We start from the raw sequence: 17,651 nt of genomic DNA, 5'->3' as shown, positions 1-17,651 counted from the left end.
CCGAACGACAGGGCCCGGGACCTGCCGGACGGTGCCGGGCCCCGCCGCCCCGGCGCCCCTGCCGCCCGGCGCCTCGGCTCGTCAGCTCCTGCTCCTGCTCCTGCTCCTGCTCCTCAGCGCAGGCTGCGTACGTCCAGGTAGCGCAGCACCCGGTCGACCACCTCGGGGTCGGCGCCCGGCTCGCTGCGCGCGGAGAGCACCGCGTGGCGGGCGGCCGACATCATCTCCCGCTGGACACGGTTGACCGCCCGGAACCGTTCCGCCCGCTGCGCGTACGCCTCGCGCCGCTCGTCGTCGACCATGTCGGGGCTGATCCGGGCCCCGATGTCGTACGCCGCGCGCTGGAGCCGCTCCATGACGTCCTCCGGGAGGTCCTCGACCTCCTGGATCTCCTTGAGCCGGTGCTTGGCCGCCTTGGCGGCCCGGATCGCGAGCTCCCGCTCCAGGGCCTGTTCGGCGTCGGTGTCGGCACGCACCCCGAGCTTGCGCACCAGCCAGGGCAGGGTGAGCCCCTGGAAGACGAGGGTCGCCATGATGACGGCGAACGCGATGAAGATGATCTCGTCGCGGCCGGGGAACGGCTTCCCGTCGTCCGTCTCCAGCGGGATCGCCAGCGCCAGCGCGACGGAGGCCACCCCGCGCATCCCGGCCCACCACATGACGACGGTCTCCCGCCAGCTGGTGGGGATCTCCTCGCTCACATCGCGCCGGGTGTGCAGCCGTTTGGCCAGCCAGGTCGCGGGGAGCAGCCACAGCAGCCGTACGCCGACGACCACCACGACGATCGCCAGGCCCCAGCCCACCATCCGCAGTTCGCGCCCGTCGGCCGTGCCGAAGACACTGTGGAGTTCGAGGCCGATCAGCCCGAAGGCGACCCCGGTGACGAGCGTGTCGACGATCTCCCAGAAGGTGCGTCCGGTGAGACGTCCGAGGACATCGTCGGCGTCCGCGGTGTGCTCGGCGAGGAAGAGCGCGGTGGTGAGGACGGCCAGCACACCCGATCCCATGAGTTCCTCGGCGAGGACGTAACTCACGAACGGTACGAGCAGGGAGAGGCCGACCTGAAGGGTGGCGTCACCCAGGACGTTCATCAGTTTGATGGTGAGCCAGCCCAGCGCCAGTCCGACCGCCACCGCGACGACGGCGGACAGGATCAGCAGGCCGAACGCCTCGGGCAGCGAGAAGGTCCCGCTCACGGCGGCGGCGATCGCCACGTGGTAGAGCACGATCGCGGTCACGTCGTTGAACAGCCCCTCGCCCTCCAGGATCGAGACGAGCCGGCGCGGCAGTCCGACCGAGCCCGCGACGGCGGTCGCGGCGACCGGGTCGGGCGGGGCGACGAGCGCGCCGAGGGCGACCGCGGCGGCGATGGGCAGCCCGGGGACGATCGCGTTGGCGACCGCGGCGACGGCGGCCGTGGTGACGAAGACCAGCGCCACGGCCAGCAGGAAGATCGGCCGTCTGTTGGCCGTGAACTGCCGCCAGGAGGTGCGCTGCACAGAGGCGTAGAGCAGCGGCGGCAGCAGCGCGGGGAGGATGATCTCCGGCGGGACGTCGACATTCGGTACGAAGCTGGTGAACGCCATCGCGACCCCGGCGAGCGTCATCAGCACCGGCGCCGGGAGGCCCAGGCGCTCCCCGAGGGGCACCGTGACCACGGCTCCCAGCAGGAGCAGGAGCAGCAGTGCCATTTGGTCCACGATGTGCCTTCCGGGCGTGCGGGGTCAGGCCGTGCGTTCGGCCGATAGGGGCTTCCACCCTGCCACGCAATCCCTGCAATTCGGACAACACCCCCCTCCGACCGCCCCCTTGGCACCTCGGTCCTCCGAGGTGCCGGCCGCCGTCGCCCCGCTTCCGCCGACCCGGGGGCGCCGTCAGAGCGGGCGGCGCATGGCCCGGTGGGCGATGCCCGCGTCCGGGAATTCGGGGCCGTACGCCACATACCCGAGCCGCTCGTAGAAACCGAGGGCGTGGGTCTGGGCGTGCAGGTCGACGGCGGCCAGGCCCAGGGCGCGCGCCTCGTCCTCGATGGCGCGCACCAGTGCGGCGCCGACGCCGAGGCCGCGCGCCTCCCGGGTCACCGCGAGCCTGCCGAGCAGGCCGGCCGTGAGGTCGCCGCCCGTCCGGTCCGCCGCCGCGGGGCCGTGCACCAGCCGCCCCGTGCCGAGCGCCGAGCCGTCCGCCGCGAGGGCCAGGACATGCACCGCGTCCGCGTCCTGCGCGTCGTACTCGATCTCCGCGGGCACCCGCTGCTCACCGACGAAGACGTCCTTGCGGACCTGGAAACAGGCCGCGAGACCGTTGTCGTCGAGGGCCCTGCGGGTGATGTACGGGGCGGGCCCGGCGGTCATTCGCTCTCCGCCGCGATCTTGTCGAGGGCCTGCTGGAGATCGTCCGGGTAGCTGCTGGCGAACTCCACCCAGCTGCCGTCGGAGGGGTGCTCGAAGCCGAGGCGCACGGCGTGCAGCCACTGCCGGGTCAGCCCCAGCCGCTTGGCCAGGGTCGGGTCGGCGCCGTAGGTGAGGTCGCCGACGCACGGGTGGCGGTGGGCCGACATGTGCACCCGGATCTGGTGCGTGCGGCCCGTCTCCAGCTTGATGTCGAGAAGGCTCGCGGCCCGGTAGGCCTCGATCAGGTCGTAGTGCGTGACCGACGGCTTGCCCTCGGCCGTGACCGCCCACTTGTAGTCGTGGTTGGGGTGCCGGCCGATGGGGGCGTCGATGGTGCCGCTCATCGGGTCCGGGTGGCCCTGGACGAGCGCGTGGTACTTCTTCTCGACGACCCGGTCGCGGAACTGCGCCTTGAGCAGGGTGTAGGCCCGCTCCGACTTGGCGACGACCATCAGCCCGGAGGTGCCGACGTCCAGGCGGTGGACGATGCCCTGGCGCTCGGCGGCACCGGACGTGGAGATCCGGTACCCGGCTGCCGCGAGCCCGCCGATGACGGTGGTCCCGGTCCAGCCGGGGCTCGGGTGGGCCGCGACGCCGACCGGCTTCACGATGACGACGATGTCGTCGTCGTCGTGCACGATCTCCATGCCCTCGACGGGCTCGGCGACGATCTGGACCGGAGCCGCCGCCTGCGGCATCTCCACCTCCAGCCAGGCGCCACCGTGCACCCGCTCGGACTTCCCGGCCACCGAACCGTCCACCTGGACCTTCCCGGCTGCGGCCAGCTCTGCGGCCTTGGTGCGGGAGAAACCGAACATCCGGGAGATGGCGGCGTCGACACGCTCGCCTTCCAGGCCATCGGGTACGGGCAGGGTGCGGATCTCGGGATGCGTACTCACCTGTCGAGTATGCCTTGCGCCCGCTAGTCCTTGTGCACGGTGCCGTCGGGGTCCAGGCCCTTGAAGGAAAGGATCACGATCAGGATTCCGCCGCAGACGATCGCGGAGTCGGCAAGGTTGAAGACGGCGAAGTGCGCGGGGGCGATGAAGTCCACCACCGCGCCCTCGAACACGCCGGGCGCGCGGAAGATGCGGTCGGTGAGATTGCCGAGCGCACCGCCGAGCAGCAGCCCCAGCGCGATGGCCCACGGCAGGCTGTAGAGCTTGCGGGCCAGCCGGGCGATGACCACGATCACCCCGGCGGCGATCACGGTGAAGATCACCGTGAAGGCCTCGCCGATCCCGAACGCGGCACCCGCGTTGCGGATCGCGCTGAGCTTCAGCCAGTCGCCGAAGATCTCGATGGGCTCCTGGTGCTCCAGCTTGGCGACCACGAGCATCTTGCTGCTCAGGTCGAGCAGATAGGCGACCACGGCCACGGCGAAGAGCGCGAGGATCTTCCGGTGGCCCTTGCCCCCGGCCGCCGCCCCGCCCGCTTCCGTGCTCCCGGTCTCGCCCGCGTCCGGGCCCTTGGCCCCGGCCTCGGCGGTCTGCGGGGTCTCGTCCCCGGCCGCCCCCTCGGCATCAGGGATATCCGGCGTACCGATGATGCGCTCCGCCTCTGCCACGTGAGTCCCTCAACCTAGGTGCCTGACTGAGGACGAGGGTACGACACACCCGGGCCCTTTCGTCCGGGTCGGGCCGGGCCGACGGGGTCCGGCACCCGCGGGCGCGGTCCGGTCCGGACGACAGGCCCGCACGGACCGGACAAATGCCTCCGCCGGTCCGGCGGCGGGCACCGCGGGGCCGGTGGAGGCGGAGGGCGGCCGGGAAGGCGGAGGGGCGGCCGGGGCGATCAGCCGCGCCGCTCCTGCTTCTGTTTGTCCTCCACACACAGCGTGGCCCGGGGGAAGGCCTGCATCCGCGCCTTGCCGATCGGCTTGCCGCAGATCTCGCAGAGTCCGTAGGTCCCCGCCTCCAGCCGGGCCAGGGCGCGCTCGGTCTGCTCCAGCATCTCCTGCGCGTTGGCGGCCAGCGACAGCTCGTGCTCGCGGGTGATGTTCTTCGTTCCGGTGTCCGCCTCGTCGTCCCCGGCGCCGTCACCGGAGTCCCGCATCAGTCCGGCGAGGGCGGCGCCCGAAGCCTCCAGCTCGCTCCGCAGCCGCAGAACCTCACCGGTCAGGACCGTGCGCGCCTCGGCGACCTCCTCCGGCGTCCAGGGGTCCTCCCCGGGCCGTACCGCCAGTTCTCCGGGCGCTGTCGCAGCGGCCGCGCGGGCCTGCGGCACCGCGGCCGCGGCCTTCCCGGCAGCTGTGGTCCGACCCGCGCTCTTCTTGGCTACCACCGTGTGGGCTCCCGTCTGCTCGGCGGCCTGGGCCGCCCCCGTGGCCGCCGCTGCGGCCTTCTTCGAAGCCTTCTCGACCGCGCTCTTCTTCGCCGGCGCCTTCTTGGCCGCCGTCTTCTTGGCCGCCGTCTTCTTGGCGGCGGCCTTCTTCGCCGGGGCCTTCTTGGCCGCCGCCTTCTTCACCGGCGCCTTCTTCACCGCCGTCTTCCCGGCCGCCGTCTTCTTCGCCGCCGCCCCGGCCGGTGGCTTTCCGTCGCCCTCTGGGCCGGCCACGGTCTCTTTCGCCGTCTTCTTCGCCACCATGGCCGCGGCCCCTTCACATATTGTGATCTTGCACGCGAATCGTGCTGGGACGATAAATCGACCCCAGCTCCGCGGCAACGGGGCACGCCGCCGCCACGCCCCTCCCCGAACCCGGGTCGTGGCGCGCCTGCCTCCGTTGTGCCCAGCTCCCCGCCCGGTAATCCGCTCCCGCCCCCGGCCGGGAAGTCCGTCCGCTCCCGTGTGGCCATTCGGGTCACGCCCGCGCCGCGGGGTAAACCGGTCGGCCGTCGCCCGTACGGGCCCGTACACTGGCCTCAGCGAGAGGCGTGGATGGGACGAGTAGCGTCGTACGCGGCCATGAGCGACCCGGGGACGGTGGAAGCCCGGGGGCGAGCGCGTCGTGAAGATCACCCGGAGCCGTCGGAAGAACGCCGCAAGGCCAGTAGACCCGGCATCGCGACCCCAATGAGGGGGCCAAGGGCGCACGCCCGGGGCCAAGGAGGGTGGTACCGCGGGAGCGACATGCTCTCGTCCCTCCGACGGAAGTGGAAAACGTCCGCCGGAGGAAGCCGCACATGACATCACCGCAGTACCGCCAGGTACCCGCCCAGGTCGACCTGCCCGCGCTTGAGCACGCCGTGCTCGACTTCTGGCGCGACAGCAAGGTCTTCGCCAAGAGCCTCGAACAGTCCGAGGGCCGCCCGGAGTGGGTCTTCTACGAGGGCCCGCCCACCGCCAACGGCATGCCCGGCGCGCACCACATCGAGGCCCGCGTCTTCAAGGACGTCTTCCCCCGCTTCCGCACCATGCAGGGCTACCACGTCGGCCGCAAGGCCGGCTGGGACTGCCACGGTCTGCCGGTCGAGCTCGCGGTCGAGAAGGAGCTGGGCTTCAACGGCAAGAAGGACATCGAGGCGTTCGGCATCGCCGAGTTCAACGCCAAGTGCCGCGAGTCCGTCACCCGGCACACCGACGCCTTCACCGAGCTGACCACCCGCATGGGCTACTGGGTGGACCTGGACGACGCCTACCGCACGATGGACCCGGAGTACGTCGACTCCGTGTGGTGGTCGCTGAAGGAGATCTTCAACAAGGACCTGCTGGTCCAGGACCACCGGGTGGCCCCCTGGTGCCCGCGCTGCGGCACCGGGCTCTCCGACCACGAGCTGGCACAGGGCTACGAGACGGTCGTCGACCCCTCGGTCTTCGTACGCTTCCCGCTGACCAGCGGCCCGCTGGCCGGAGAGGCCGCGCTCCTGGTCTGGACGACCACCCCCTGGACCCTGGTCTCCAACACCGCCGTCGCCGCACACCCCGAGGTCACCTACGTCGTCGCGACGAACGGCGAGGAGAAGCTCGTCGTCGCGCTGCCGCTGCTGGAGAAGGCGCTCGGCGAGGGCTGGGAGGCCACCGGCGAGAGCTTCACCGGCCGTGAGATGGAGCGCTGGACCTACGAGCGCCCGTTCACCCTGGTCGACTTCCCGAGCGTCGGGGGAAGCGACGGATCCACCCCGGTCGCGGCCCACTACGTCGTGAACGCCGAGTACGTCACGACCGAGGACGGTACGGGTCTGGTCCACCAGTCCCCCGCCTTCGGCGCCGACGACCTCGTCGTCTGCCGCGCCTACGGCCTCCCGGTCGTCAACCCGGTCCGCCCCGACGGAACCTTCGAGGAAGGGCTTCCGCTGATCGGCGGCGTCTTCTTCAAGAAGGCCGACGAGGCGCTCACCGAGGACCTGGCCGCCCGCGGCAAGCTCTTCCGCCACGTCCCGTACGAGCACAGCTACCCGCACTGCTGGCGCTGCCACACCGCGCTGCTCTACTACGCGCAGCCGTCCTGGTACATCCGCACGACCGCGATCAAGAACCGGCTCCTCGAAGAGAACGAGAAGACCAACTGGTTCCCCGACTCGGTCAAGAACGGACGCTTCGGCGACTGGCTGAACAACAACGTCGACTGGGCACTGTCCCGCAACCGCTACTGGGGCACGCCGCTGCCCATCTGGCGCTGCGAGGACAACCACCTCACCTGCGTCGGCTCGCGCGCCGAGCTCGGTGAGCTGACCGGCACCGACCAGTCGCAGCTGGACCCGCACCGTCCGTTCATCGACGAGATCACGTTCACCTGCTCGCAGGAGAACTGCCAGCTGGAGGCGTACCGCGTCCCCGAGGTCATCGACGCCTGGTACGACTCGGGTTCGATGCCGTTCGCGCAGTGGGGCTACCCGTACAAGAACAAGGAGATCTTCGAGAGCCGCTACCCGGCGCAGTTCATCTCGGAGGCCATCGACCAGACCCGTGGCTGGTTCTACACCCTGATGGCCGTCGGCACGCTGGTGTTCGACAAGTCGTCGTACGAGAACGTGGTGTGCCTCGGCCACATCCTCGCCGAGGACGGCCGGAAGATGTCCAAGCACTTGGGCAACATCCTCCAGCCCATCCCGCTGATGGACCAGCACGGCGCCGACGCGGTGCGCTGGTTCATGGCGGCGGGCGGCTCCCCGTGGGCGGCGCGGCGCGTCGGTCACGGCACCATCCAGGAGGTCGTCCGCAAGACCCTCCTGACGTACTGGAACACGGTCGCCTTCCAGGCCCTGTACGCCCGCACGTCCAACTGGGCGCCGTCCGCGGCCGACCCGGCACCCGCGGACCGCACGGTCCTGGACCGCTGGCTCCTCAGCGAACTCAACGCCCTGGTCGACCAGGTCACGCAGGCGCTGGAGGGTTACGACACCCAGCGCGCCGGAAAGCTGCTCTCCGCCTTCGTGGACGACCTGTCCAACTGGTACGTACGCCGCTCGCGCCGCCGCTTCTGGCAGGGCGACAAGGCGGCGCTGCGCACACTGCACGAGGCCATCGAGACGGTGACCCGGCTGATGGCCCCGCTGACCCCGTTCATCACCGAGCGGGTCTGGCAGGACCTGGTGGTCCCCGTCGCCCCGGAGGCCCCGGAGTCGGTCCACCTCTCCACCTGGCCGAAGGCGGACCTGGCGGCGATCGACCCCGCGCTGTCCACGCAGATGGCGCTGGTGCGCCGCCTGGTGGAACTGGGCCGGGCCACGCGGGCCGAGTCGGGCGTCAAGACGCGCCAGCCGCTGTCCCGTGCCCTGGTGGGCGCGGCCGGCTTCGAGTCCCTCTCCCCCGAGCTCCACGCCCAGATCACCGAGGAGCTGAACGTCTCCTCGCTGGCCTCGCTCTCGGACGTCGGCGGCTCGCTCGTCGACACGACGGCGAAGGCCAACTTCCGTGCCCTGGGCAAGCGGTTCGGCAAGGGCGTCCAGGCGGTGGCCAAGGCCGTCGCCGACGCGGACGCCGCCGCGCTCTCCCTGGCCCTGCGCGAGGGTACGGCGTCGGTCGAGGTGGACGGCGAGACGGTCTCCCTCTCCCCCGACGAGGTGATCATCACCGAAACGCCGCGCGAGGGCTGGTCGGTGGCCTCCGACTCGGGCGCGACGGTCGCCCTGGACCTGGAGATCACCCCGGAACTGCGGCGTGCCGGCCTGGCCCGTGACGCGATCCGTCTGATCCAGGAGGCCCGCAAGAACAGCGGTCTGGACGTGGCGGACCGGATCGCGGTGCGCTGGACGTCCACCTCCCCCGCGACGGTGGAGGCCCTGACCGAGCACGCGCCGCTGATCCAGGACGAGGTGCTGGCCCTGGACTACGCGCAGGCCGAGGCGGACGAGACCTACGGTTCCCCGTTCGAGGACGAGGGCCTGGCCCTCACCTTCCGGCTGCGCCGCACGGAGCGCTGACCCGGATCCCACCCGCCGCGCAGGAAGGCCCGACCGGAGAGTCTCCGGTCGGGCCTTCCGCATTCCCCCGGCCCGGGACGGCGCCCCAGGCGCCACCCCGCCGCTCCCGTCGCTCACCGCCCATGGCAAAGGGCCGGGCCCCGGGGAGAATCCCGGGGCCCGGCCCTTTGTCTGCCGACGGCTACGCGCTCAGCGAGCGCGAACCGGTCAGTTGTCGTCCTCGTCGATCAGGAACCCGCGCATCGGCGAGGGTGCCTGCTGCATCGGCTGCGGCGCCTGCGGCCGCACCGGTGCCATCGGCTGCGTCATCGCGGGCGACATCTGCTGCTGGCCACCGTACGAAGGCGCACCGCCCATGGACGTGTTGGCGCCCATCTGCTGGCTGTTGTGACCGCCGTGGCTGCCACCGCCCATGCTGTGGCCCATGGCACCCGCACCGGCCGGAGCCAGCGAGGGCGACGGCGGCAGCGAAGCGGTCGCCGGGGTCCGCGGCGGAGCCAGCGAGTCGTCGGCCTGGGTCTCCAGCTGACGCAGCTGGCTCTCCAGGTAGGACTTCAGACGGGTCCGGTACTCGCGCTCGAAGCCGCGCAGGTCCTCGACCTTGCGCTCCAGCGTCGCGCGGGCCGACTCCAAGGAGCCCATCGCCACGCGGTGCTTCTCCTGCGCGTCCCGCTCCAGCGCGTCGGCCTTGGCACGCGCGTCGCGCTCCAGGCCCTCGGCACGGCTGCGCGCCTCGCCGACGATCTTGTTGGCCTCGGAACGGGCCTCCGCGATCGCCTGGTCGGCGGTCTGCTGTGCGAGCGAGAGGACTCGGGCGGCACTGTCGCCGCCGGGACCCTGACCGGGCTGCTGCATCTGCGGCGGCTGCTGCATCTGCTGCATCTGCTGCTGCGGGGCGTGACCGCCCATGGGGCCGCCCATCGGGCCACCCATGGGACCGCCCTGCATCGGTCCGGGGCCGTGCGGGCCCTGCGGACCGGGACCGTGGCCACCCTGGGGGCCATGGCCACTGGGACCTGCGGGCAACTGCGGCGCGCCACCGGGCAGCTGGGGCGGACCCATCTGCGGCTGCTGCTGCTGCACCGGCGGTCCGGATATGGCGGCGGGAACGGGCGCACCCGGGCGGTCCTGCGGCTCCGGCTTGCGCATGCCCTGCTGCTGCTGGTTCTGCGCGGCGGCTCGCGTCGCGGCGGCCAGCTTGGCGCGCAGGTCCTCGTTCTCGCGGAGCAGACGGGTCAGCTCCGATTCGACCTCGTCGAGGAAGGCATCGACCTCGTCCTCGTCATAGCCTTCTCGGAGGCGGACGGTCGTGAACTGCTTGTTCCGCACGTCCTCGGGGGTCAGCGGCATCTCTTCTTCACCTCTACGTAGTCGTCGGCAGTCGGCAAGACCGTATCGCTCACAACCTGACCACAACGCTGATCAGGAGGTAGACGATGATCATCAGAACGAAGAAGGACAGGTCGAGTGCCACGCCCCCGAGACGCAGCGGCGGAATGAACCGCCGCAGAAGCTTGAGCGGTGGATCGGTGACAGTGTAGGTGGCCTCAAGAACGACCACCATCGCCTTGCCGGGCTGCCATGAACGTGCGAACTGGAAGACATAGTCCATGACCAGCCGGAAGATCAGCACGATGAGGAAACACATCAGCGCGATATAGACCACATCCAGTGCGACGCCCATTCCCGCGCTTCCCTCTCCCCTGGCTCTCGTAGCTCCGGCCTCGCGGCCGGTACCGGCCTCTCGGCCGGGTCGTTCCCGGTGTCGTGTTCTCAGCTCTGGTTGAAGAATCCGCCCTCTGCGATACGGGCCTTGTCCTCCGCCGTGACATCGACGTTAGCAGGCGACAACAGGAACACCTTCTGCGTCACACGCTCAATGCTGCCATGGAGACCGAAGACAAGTCCTGCGGCAAAGTCGACAAGTCGCTTTGCGTCCGTGTCGTCCATCTCCGTGAGATTCATGATCACCGGAGTGCCCTCACGGAAGTGTTCCCCGATGGTACGGGCCTCGTTGTAGGTCCGGGGGTGGAGCGTGGTGATGCGGTACGGCTCCCGCTCGGACACGACCTTGGGCATGATCACGGGTGCGTTCTTCTCCATGTTCGGACGTTCAGGTGTGATGGATGCCACGGGGGCGATTCGGGCGGGTCGTCCGCTTTCCGCAGGGAGCTGAACCGGCTCGCGTTGCGCGGGGGGTTGCACGACTCGTACCGGTTCGTCCCGTTCGCGCTCGCGTTCCCGCTCCACCTGATGCGCGGGCTGGTGCCGCCGCCGGTCCCGCTCGGGCTCCGGCTCGGGTTCGAATTCATCGTCGGGGTCGAACCCCGGACCGTCGTACCCATCGTCCTCCACGAGGCCGAGGTAGACCGCCATCTTGCGCATCGCGCCGGCCATGCTCTGAGTCCTCCGCTCTGTGGTGGATCGGCATTCGTCACCAAGTGCCCGCGATCCACTGTGGTCTGCCCACTGCGAGTGGGAATGACCATATTTTCTGCTGTGGTCCGACCTGCTTCGCGACGTTACCCGAGCCGGGGTCGGACTCCGAGTACCGCCGTACCGACGCGTACATGTGTCGCTCCGGCCGCTACGGCGTCCTCAAGGTCCGCACTCATCCCCGCGGAGACCATGTTCGCAGCCGGACGGCCGGAGCGCAGGCGGGACGCGATTTCCATCAGCCGGTCGAACGCCGCCCGTTGCCGCCCGGCGTACGGACCGGCCAGCGGCGCGACCGTCATCAGGCCGTCGAGCCGGAGCCCCGGCGCCGCGTCCACCGCGGCGGCCAACTCCTCGATCGCGTCCGGCGCGACACCGCCGCGCTCACCGCGCTCACCGCTGTCCGCGTCCAGGGCGACCTGGACGAGACAGCCCAGTTCACGCTCGCCGCGCACCGCTGCCGCGGAGAGCGCGGTGACCAGCTTGACGCGGTCCACCGACTGCACGACATCGGCATAACTTGCCACAGAACGAACCTTGTTCGTCTGCAATTGTCCGACAAAGTGCCATGTCAGTGACAGATCCGCACATGCGGCGGCTTTCGGGGCCGCGTCCTGGTCGCGATTCTCCGCGACATGACGCACACCGAGTTCGTGCAAGATCCGCACATCGCTCGCTGGGTAAGTCTTCGTGACCACAATCAGGGTCACTTCTTCCCTTTTACGACCGGCTGTTGCACAAGCGGAAGCAATACGTTCCTCCACCTGTGCCAGATTTTCGGCGAGTTGAGTCCTACGGTCCGTCATGCCCTATCAGTCCAACCAGACATATCCGGCGAGCCGCCCTGTCGTGCGGTCGCGACGGTAGGAGAAGTGGTCGCCCGATTCCAGGGTGCAGAACGGCGAGCGGTGCCGGTCACCGACGCCGAGGGCGTCGAGCTGCGCGTGCACTCCGGCGGTGACGTCCACGGCCGGGGTTCCCCAGCTCGTCTCGGACCAGGAGGCGGGAACGGTCCGCGCGACGTCCGCCCGCATCGGCTCCGGGACTTCGTAGCACCGTCCGCAGACGGCCGGGCCGGTGTGCGCGACGATCCGGGAGGGTTCGGCGCCGAGGCCGGTCATGACCTCGACCGCGGCCGGTACGACTCCGGCGACCAGTCCGGGCCGTCCCGCGTGCGCCGCCGCGACGACTCCGGCGACCGGGTCGGCCAGCAGTACGGGCGTGCAGTCCGCGGTGAGCACGGCGAGCGGGACTCCGCGCCGGGCGGTCACCACCGCGTCCACGGCCGGAATGTCCCGGGCCTCGCCCCAGGGTCCGTCGACCACGGCCACGTCCCGCCCGTGCACCTGGTTCATCCAGACGACCCGCGCCGGATCGAGACCGAGGTGGCGGGCGGCGCGCCCGCGGTTCGCGCGCACGGCGGCGGGGTCGTCTCCGACCGCGCCGCCGAGATTGAGCTGCTCATACGGAGCGGCGCTCACCCCGCCCCACCTGTCGGTGAAGGCGAAGTGCGCGCCGCCCGTCGGGGCCACCGCGTGGAACGCGGGGACTCCGTGATGCCGATCTATCACTTCAAGAAGTCCGGTACATCCAGCTCTTCGGCCTGGGTGTCCTGGTAGGGACGGGCCGGCGGGACGTGCGGCGGCGAGACCGGCGGAAGCGGGCTCTCGTTCACCACCGGAGCGGGTTCGGCCGGGGCCTTGGGCTCCTCGCGCAGAGGCACCGAGCCCAGTCCGCCGCCCTGGCGGGCGGGTTCGGCGGCCCGTACCGGCGCGGCCGGCTCCTCACGCTTGCCGGCGCCCGCGCCCAGGACGTTCTCCCGACGGGCCGGCGGCTGTCCGCCGTCGAAGCCCGCCGCGATCACGGTGACCCGTACCTCGTCACCCAGGGCATCGTCGATGACGGCGCCGAAGATGATGTTCGCCTCGGGGTGTGCCGCCTCGCTCACCAGCTGGGCGGCCTCGTTGATCTCGAAGAGACCGAGGTCGCTGCCGCCGGAGATGGAGAGCAGGACACCGCGGGCGCCGTCGATGGACGCCTCCAGGAGCGGCGAGGAGATCGCCATCTCCGCGGCGGCCACCGCGCGGTCGTCCCCGCGGGCCGAGCCGATCCCCATGAGCGCCGATCCGGCCTCGGACATGACCGACTTGACGTCGGCGAAGTCGAGGTTGATCAGACCCGGGGTGGTGATGAGGTCGGTGATGCCCTGGACACCCGAGAGCAGTACCTGGTCGGCCGACTTGAACGCGTCGAGCACGCTGACCTGGCGGTCCGAGATGGACAGCAGCCGGTCGTTGGGAATGACGATGAGGGTGTCGACCTCTTCGCGGAGTTCGGCGATGCCGTCCTCCGCCTGGTTCGCGCGGCGCCGGCCCTCGAAGGTGAACGGGCGGGTGACCACGCCGATCGTCAGGGCGCCGAGCGAGCGCGCGATGTTGGCGACGACGGGTGCGCCGCCGGTGCCGGTGCCGCCGCCCTCTCCGGCGGTGACGAAGACCATGTCGGCCCCCTTGAGGACCTCCTCGATCTCCTCACGGTGGTCCTCTGCCGCCTTGCGACCGACTGCCGGGTTCGCCCCGGCGCCGAGGCCGCGGGTGAGTTCACGGCCGACGTCGAGCTTGACGTCGGCGTCGCTCATCAACAGGGCTTGCGCATCAGTGTTGATCGCGATGAACTCGACGCCCTTGAGGCCGACCTCGATCATTCGGTTGATGGCATTGACACCACCGCCGCCGACACCGATGACCTTGATGACTGCGAGGTAGTTCTGCGGTGCTGCCACGTCGAAGGCCTCTCGCCTCGAGTTACGTGTCGTCGCTTCACGGGTTTCCCGCGGCGACGACGGATGCCGATTGGGACGGTCCGAACGCCGACCCAAACCCTAACGTTGAAGTTTAGGGTTACCAGTGTGTCTGCTTCTTGGACTCTTCCGAACAGGACACTAAGTCGACAAGTGGCGCACGTTCAACGAACACGCCGAACCTCCCGTTTTTCTTTTCACCCTATGTGATCACCCGTAGCGCTGACCAACCAGGGTGCTGGCCAGGCCAAATGTGCGTCAACTTCCGGAAACCGCAGGGGCGGTGGGTGCACTCACGTCGAAGTGTCCCGCTTTGGGAGCGGCTTTCATGAGAGCGGTGAGGACTCTCGCCTTCACCGGACCCTCCTCGCCGCTGCCCCAGGTCACCACGCGACCCCGGGTCAGCTCCAGGGAGATCGAGTCGTACGAGGTGACCCGTACGGCCTCGGTGTCCTTGGCGATGTTCCCCGGAAGTCCGCCCGCGACCCGGACCGCTTCCCGCAACAGACGGTCACTGCCGAAGCGGCGCAAACTCGCCGACTGATCGGGTTTCAGTTCCAGCAGAGGTACGCCCCGGGGCGCTTTGTCCACGGTCGCGAAGCGCACGCCTTTCGCGTCCACTTCAATGAACTTTGCGCCCTTTTCCACCAACAGGACCGGCTTTCGTTCGGTCACCTTAAGGCCGATGCCGTGCGGCCATGACCGTACGACATCCACTGTGTCGATACGAGACAACTTCTGGCGCAACCTGTTCTCCATGGCACCCGTGTCCACGGAGATCAGCGGCGCCCCGAGCGGAACCTCCGCCGCGGCCTCCACCTCGGCCGGGGTCAGCACCTCCGTGCCGGTGGTGCCGACCCGTTCCACCCGCAGCCAGGACGACCCGTAGAGCACCCAGACCGCGCCGGCGGTGACCAGGGCCACCGCGACGACGATCAGGATGAGCAGTGTACGGCGACTCGGCCGGCGTCCCTCGGGCCCGGTGCGCGGCGGACGGGCGGGAGTGTCCGCCCGCTTGCCCGCACCGCGCTGGGCGGTCGTCCCTCCGGCCACGCTCGCTCCTTCACCGGACCCGGGGCGCCCGCCCCGGGTCCGCACCGCCTCACGCCTGGCGGCGTGCGGCAATCGCCTCGTACACCATGCCGACGAGCAGGTCGTCGGCGTCGCGCCGGCCGAACTCCGCGGCGGCACGGGACATCTCGTACAGCCGGTGCGGATCGGACAGCACCGGAAGGACGTTGCCCTGCACCCACTCCGGGGTCAGCGCCGAGTCGTCCACCAGCAGACCGCCGCCCGCGTTGACCACCGACTGGGCGTTGAGCCGCTGTTCGCCGTTGCCGATGGGCAGCGGGACATAGGCGGCGGGAAGTCCGACGGCGGAGAGTTCGGCGACGGTCATCGCGCCCGCGCGGCAGAGCATCATGTCGGCCGCGGCGTACGCGAGGTCCATCCGGTCCACGTACGGTACCGGGATGTAGGGCGGCATCCCGGGCATGTTGTCGATGCGCGGCAATTCGTTCTTCGGACCGACCGCATGGAGGATCTGGATTCCGGAGCGCTGGAGCAGCGGCGCGACGCGCTGGATCACCTCGTTGAGGCGGCGGGCGCCCTGCGAGCCGCCGGAGACCAGCAGCGTCGGCAGATTGGGATCCAGACCGAAGGCGGCGCGCGCCTCGGGGCGCACCCGGGCGCGGTCCAGGGTCGCGATGGTGCGGCGCAGCGGAATGCCGATGTAGCGGGCGCCGCGCAGCTTGCTGTCCGGGGTGGAGACGGCGACCCCGTGCGCGTACCGCGAACCGATCTTGTTGGCCAGCCCCGGACGGGCGTTGGCCTCGTGGACGACGATCGGCACTCCGGCCCGTTTGGCGGCCAGGTAGCCGGGCAGGGCGACGTAGCCGCCGAAGCCGACCACACAGTCCGCCTTGGTGCGCTCCAGGATCTGCTCGGCGGCCTTGATCGTGCCGCGCAGCCGTCCGGGGACGGTGATCAGCTCGGGGGTGGGTTTGCGCGGCAGCGGTACGGCAGGGATGAGCGCCAGTTCGTACCCCCGCTCGGGTACGAGCCTGGTCTCAAGTCCGCGTTCCGTGCCGAGGGCAGTGATTCCCACGGTCGGGTCCTGCCTGCGCAGGGCGTCTGCGAGGGCAAGCGCGGGCTCGATGTGGCCGGCGGTCCCCCCGCCGGCGAGTACGACATGCACCGAAATTCACCGCTCTCCGGACGGACGCTTCTTGACGCGCCGTCTCATCGTCTTCCATCTCACCCCGGGCCTCCGCATGGCCAGGGCCGCTTTCGCAGCGGGATCATCTCGCGCGAAGGCGATCATCAGCCCGACAGCGAACATGGTCGGCAGCAGAGCCGACCCTCCGTAGGAGAACAGCGGGAGCGGGACCCCGGCGATCGGCAGCAGACCGAGCACCGCACCGACGTTGATCACGGCCTGCGCCGTGATCCAGGTGGTCACACCTCCCGCGGCGTACCTCACGAAGGGGTCCTCCGTGCGTCCGGCCACGCGGATACCCGCATAGCCTAGAGCCGCGAACAGGGCGAGCACCGACAGAGTCCCCGCCAGACCCAGTTCCTCACCGGTGATCGCGAAGATGAAGTCGGTGTGTGGCTCAGGCAGTTGACCCCATTTTTCCACACTCGCGCCCAGCCCGGAACCGAACCATCCGCCGGACGCCAGAGCGTAGATCCCGTGTACGGCCTGCCAGCAGGAGGCTTCCGGGCCGGGGTTGCTGAAAGCCGTGCATTCGAGCCTGGCCATGCGGTTCGGGCTGGTCTTGATCAGCAGGAATCCGATGACGGCGGCGAAGCCGAGCACCCCGGCGAACAGCCGGGTGGGCGCGCCGGCCAGCCAGAGCAGCCCGAACAGGATCGCGGTGAGAATGATCGCAGTTCCCATGTCGCCGCCGAGCATGATCAGTCCGAGCAGCATGAAGGCGACCGGGACGACCGGGACGAGCATGTGTTTCCACTGCGTCAGCAGGCGTTTGTCCTGTTTGCGGGCCAGCAGGTCGGCGCCCCACAGGATGAGCGCGAGTTTGCCGAACTCGCTGGGCTGGAGCTGGAAGGGGCCGCCCAGATAGATCCAGTTCTGGTTGCCGTTGACCGACATCCCTATCCCCGGCACCTGGACCAGCACCATGAGGAAGACGGTGCCCATCAGCAGCGGGTAGGCCAGCGCCCGGTGGAGCTTGACGGGCATTCTGGCGGCGAGCAGCATCAGCGCGGCGCCGATGACGGCGGCGAGGAACTGCTTGCGGAAGAAGTACGTCGCGGGCTTGTCGATGTCCAGCGCCTTGATCATCGAGGCGGAGTAGACCATCACGAGCCCGAGCACGGTGATCAGCAGGCTGGAGCCCAGGATCAGGTAGTACGCCGTCAGCGGCCGGTCCCACGCCCGGCGCGCCTGTTCGTAGACCCTGCGCGGGCCGCGGAGCAGGCCGCCGGAGCCGCCCGAGCCGCCGCCACGGCCCCCGCCGCGGGGCGCCGGGGGCCGTCGTGAGGCAGTGGCGGGCCGGCCGCGCAGCATGAGGCCCACGGGCGGCACAGGGCCCGCCGGGGCGGGCCGGGCCAGGAGGTGCGGGATGAGCGCCCGGCTGACCGCCGCGGTCGCGCGTACGCGGTCCGGTCGGCGCGCGGCGGAGCTCTCGTCGGCCGGCATTGTCGCTGTCCCCTCCACTGCTCGTGCCCGGGACCGGTGCCGGGCCCGGGGCCCGTGGC

At 70.3% G+C, this 17,651-nt stretch carries 15 protein-coding genes; 1 reads left to right on the top strand and 14 read right to left on the bottom strand.

Annotation, left to right across the window (positions count from 1 at the left end):
* Nucleotides 1-113: 113 nt before the first annotated feature.
* The 5 genes from ABT170_RS02115 to ABT170_RS02095 form a co-directional block, all read right to left on the bottom strand.
* Nucleotides 114-1,700 (bottom strand): Na+/H+ antiporter, encoded by a 1,587-nt coding sequence (locus ABT170_RS02115; RefSeq protein ID WP_329945693.1) that lies wholly within the window; start codon nt 1,698-1,700, stop codon nt 114-116.
* 174 nt (nt 1,701-1,874) lie between these two features.
* Complete coding sequence (locus ABT170_RS02110) at nt 1,875-2,351, bottom strand: GNAT family N-acetyltransferase (protein WP_329945692.1); 477 nt, start codon at nt 2,349-2,351, stop codon at nt 1,875-1,877.
* Entirely contained in the window at nt 2,348-3,289 is a 942-nt protein-coding gene (locus tag ABT170_RS02105; protein ID WP_266929860.1) for an RluA family pseudouridine synthase, read from the bottom strand. Before ABT170_RS02105 ends, ABT170_RS02110 begins: the two co-directional genes overlap by 4 nt.
* A 23-nt stretch (nt 3,290-3,312) precedes the next feature.
* Complete coding sequence (gene lspA / locus ABT170_RS02100; protein WP_329945691.1) at nt 3,313-3,957, bottom strand: signal peptidase II; 645 nt, start codon at nt 3,955-3,957, stop codon at nt 3,313-3,315.
* A gap of 227 nt (nt 3,958-4,184) precedes the next feature.
* On the bottom strand, nt 4,185-4,976 hold the full coding sequence (locus ABT170_RS02095) for a TraR/DksA family transcriptional regulator (protein ID WP_351863466.1): 792 nt from the start codon (nt 4,974-4,976) through the stop codon (nt 4,185-4,187).
* 536 nt (nt 4,977-5,512) lie between these two features.
* Between ABT170_RS02095 and ileS the strand changes: the two genes are divergently transcribed.
* Nucleotides 5,513-8,692, top strand: coding sequence for an isoleucine--tRNA ligase (gene ileS, locus ABT170_RS02090; protein WP_329945689.1), 3,180 nt, complete (start codon nt 5,513-5,515; stop codon nt 8,690-8,692).
* Nucleotides 8,693-8,899: 207 nt separating this feature from the next.
* Here the strand turns inward: ileS and ABT170_RS02085 are convergent, their stop codons facing one another.
* The 9 genes from ABT170_RS02085 to ftsW all read right to left on the bottom strand — a co-directional run bounded on the left by ABT170_RS02085 (nt 8,900) and on the right by ftsW (nt 17,592).
* Nucleotides 8,900-10,042 carry a DivIVA domain-containing protein gene (locus ABT170_RS02085; protein ID WP_329945688.1) on the bottom strand — a complete coding sequence of 381 codons (1,143 nt, stop codon included), beginning with the start codon at nt 10,040-10,042 and terminating at the stop codon, nt 8,900-8,902.
* Nucleotides 10,043-10,091: 49 nt separating this feature from the next.
* Nucleotides 10,092-10,376, bottom strand: a complete 285-nt coding sequence (locus tag ABT170_RS02080) for a YggT family protein (protein WP_003969712.1) — start codon at nt 10,374-10,376, stop codon at nt 10,092-10,094.
* Nucleotides 10,377-10,465: 89 nt separating this feature from the next.
* Nucleotides 10,466-11,089 carry a cell division protein SepF gene (locus tag ABT170_RS02075; RefSeq protein ID WP_073725275.1) on the bottom strand — a complete coding sequence of 208 codons (624 nt, stop codon included), beginning with the start codon at nt 11,087-11,089 and terminating at the stop codon, nt 10,466-10,468.
* A gap of 125 nt (nt 11,090-11,214) precedes the next feature.
* Nucleotides 11,215-11,934, bottom strand: a complete 720-nt coding sequence (locus ABT170_RS02070) for a YggS family pyridoxal phosphate-dependent enzyme (protein ID WP_329945687.1) — start codon at nt 11,932-11,934, stop codon at nt 11,215-11,217.
* A gap of 6 nt (nt 11,935-11,940) precedes the next feature.
* Nucleotides 11,941-12,699 (bottom strand): peptidoglycan editing factor PgeF, encoded by a 759-nt coding sequence (pgeF, locus tag ABT170_RS02065; protein ID WP_502970459.1) that lies wholly within the window; start codon nt 12,697-12,699, stop codon nt 11,941-11,943.
* The gene (gene ftsZ / locus ABT170_RS02060) at nt 12,696-13,910 is read right to left on the bottom strand and encodes a cell division protein FtsZ (RefSeq protein ID WP_329945686.1); all 1,215 of its coding nucleotides are present in this window, start codon (nt 13,908-13,910) and stop codon (nt 12,696-12,698) included. The genes pgeF and ftsZ overlap by 4 nt, the downstream gene beginning before the upstream one ends.
* A 276-nt stretch (nt 13,911-14,186) precedes the next feature.
* Nucleotides 14,187-14,981, bottom strand: a complete 795-nt coding sequence (locus ABT170_RS02055) for a cell division protein FtsQ/DivIB (protein ID WP_351863461.1) — start codon at nt 14,979-14,981, stop codon at nt 14,187-14,189.
* 49 nt (nt 14,982-15,030) lie between these two features.
* A complete protein-coding gene (gene murG, locus ABT170_RS02050) occupies nt 15,031-16,125 on the bottom strand; it encodes an undecaprenyldiphospho-muramoylpentapeptide beta-N-acetylglucosaminyltransferase (RefSeq protein WP_329945684.1) in 1,095 nt (364 codons plus the stop codon).
* Between the two features lie 6 nt (nt 16,126-16,131).
* Nucleotides 16,132-17,592: a putative lipid II flippase FtsW gene (ftsW, locus tag ABT170_RS02045; protein ID WP_351863459.1), complete on the bottom strand. Its 1,461-nt coding sequence runs from the start codon at nt 17,590-17,592 to the stop codon at nt 16,132-16,134.
* Nucleotides 17,593-17,651: the final 59 nt, after the last annotated feature.

This window comes from Streptomyces sp. NPDC001787, assembly GCF_040297465.1.
Taxonomy (GTDB): domain Bacteria; phylum Actinomycetota; class Actinomycetes; order Streptomycetales; family Streptomycetaceae; genus Streptomyces.
This window is presented reverse-complemented; position numbering and strand designations above follow the sequence as displayed.

Bases quoted from the DNA above. Each gene is read 5' to 3' on its own strand.
- ftsW (WP_351863459.1), bottom strand. From the start codon at position 17,592: ATGCCGGCCGACGAGAGCTCCGCCGCGCGCCGACCGGACCGCGTACGC.
- ABT170_RS02110 (WP_329945692.1), bottom strand. From the start codon at position 2,351: ATGACCGCCGGGCCCGCCCCGTACATCACCCGCAGGGCCCTCGACGAC.
- ABT170_RS02070 (WP_329945687.1), bottom strand. From the start codon at position 11,934: ATGACGGACCGTAGGACTCAACTCGCCGAAAATCTGGCACAGGTGGAG.
- ileS (WP_329945689.1), top strand. From the start codon at position 5,513: ATGACATCACCGCAGTACCGCCAGGTACCCGCCCAGGTCGACCTGCCC.
- ABT170_RS02080 (WP_003969712.1), bottom strand. From the start codon at position 10,376: ATGGGCGTCGCACTGGATGTGGTCTATATCGCGCTGATGTGTTTCCTC.
- ABT170_RS02095 (WP_351863466.1), bottom strand. From the start codon at position 4,976: ATGGTGGCGAAGAAGACGGCGAAAGAGACCGTGGCCGGCCCAGAGGGC.
- ABT170_RS02085 (WP_329945688.1), bottom strand. From the start codon at position 10,042: ATGCCGCTGACCCCCGAGGACGTGCGGAACAAGCAGTTCACGACCGTC.
- ABT170_RS02075 (WP_073725275.1), bottom strand. From the start codon at position 11,089: ATGGCCGGCGCGATGCGCAAGATGGCGGTCTACCTCGGCCTCGTGGAG.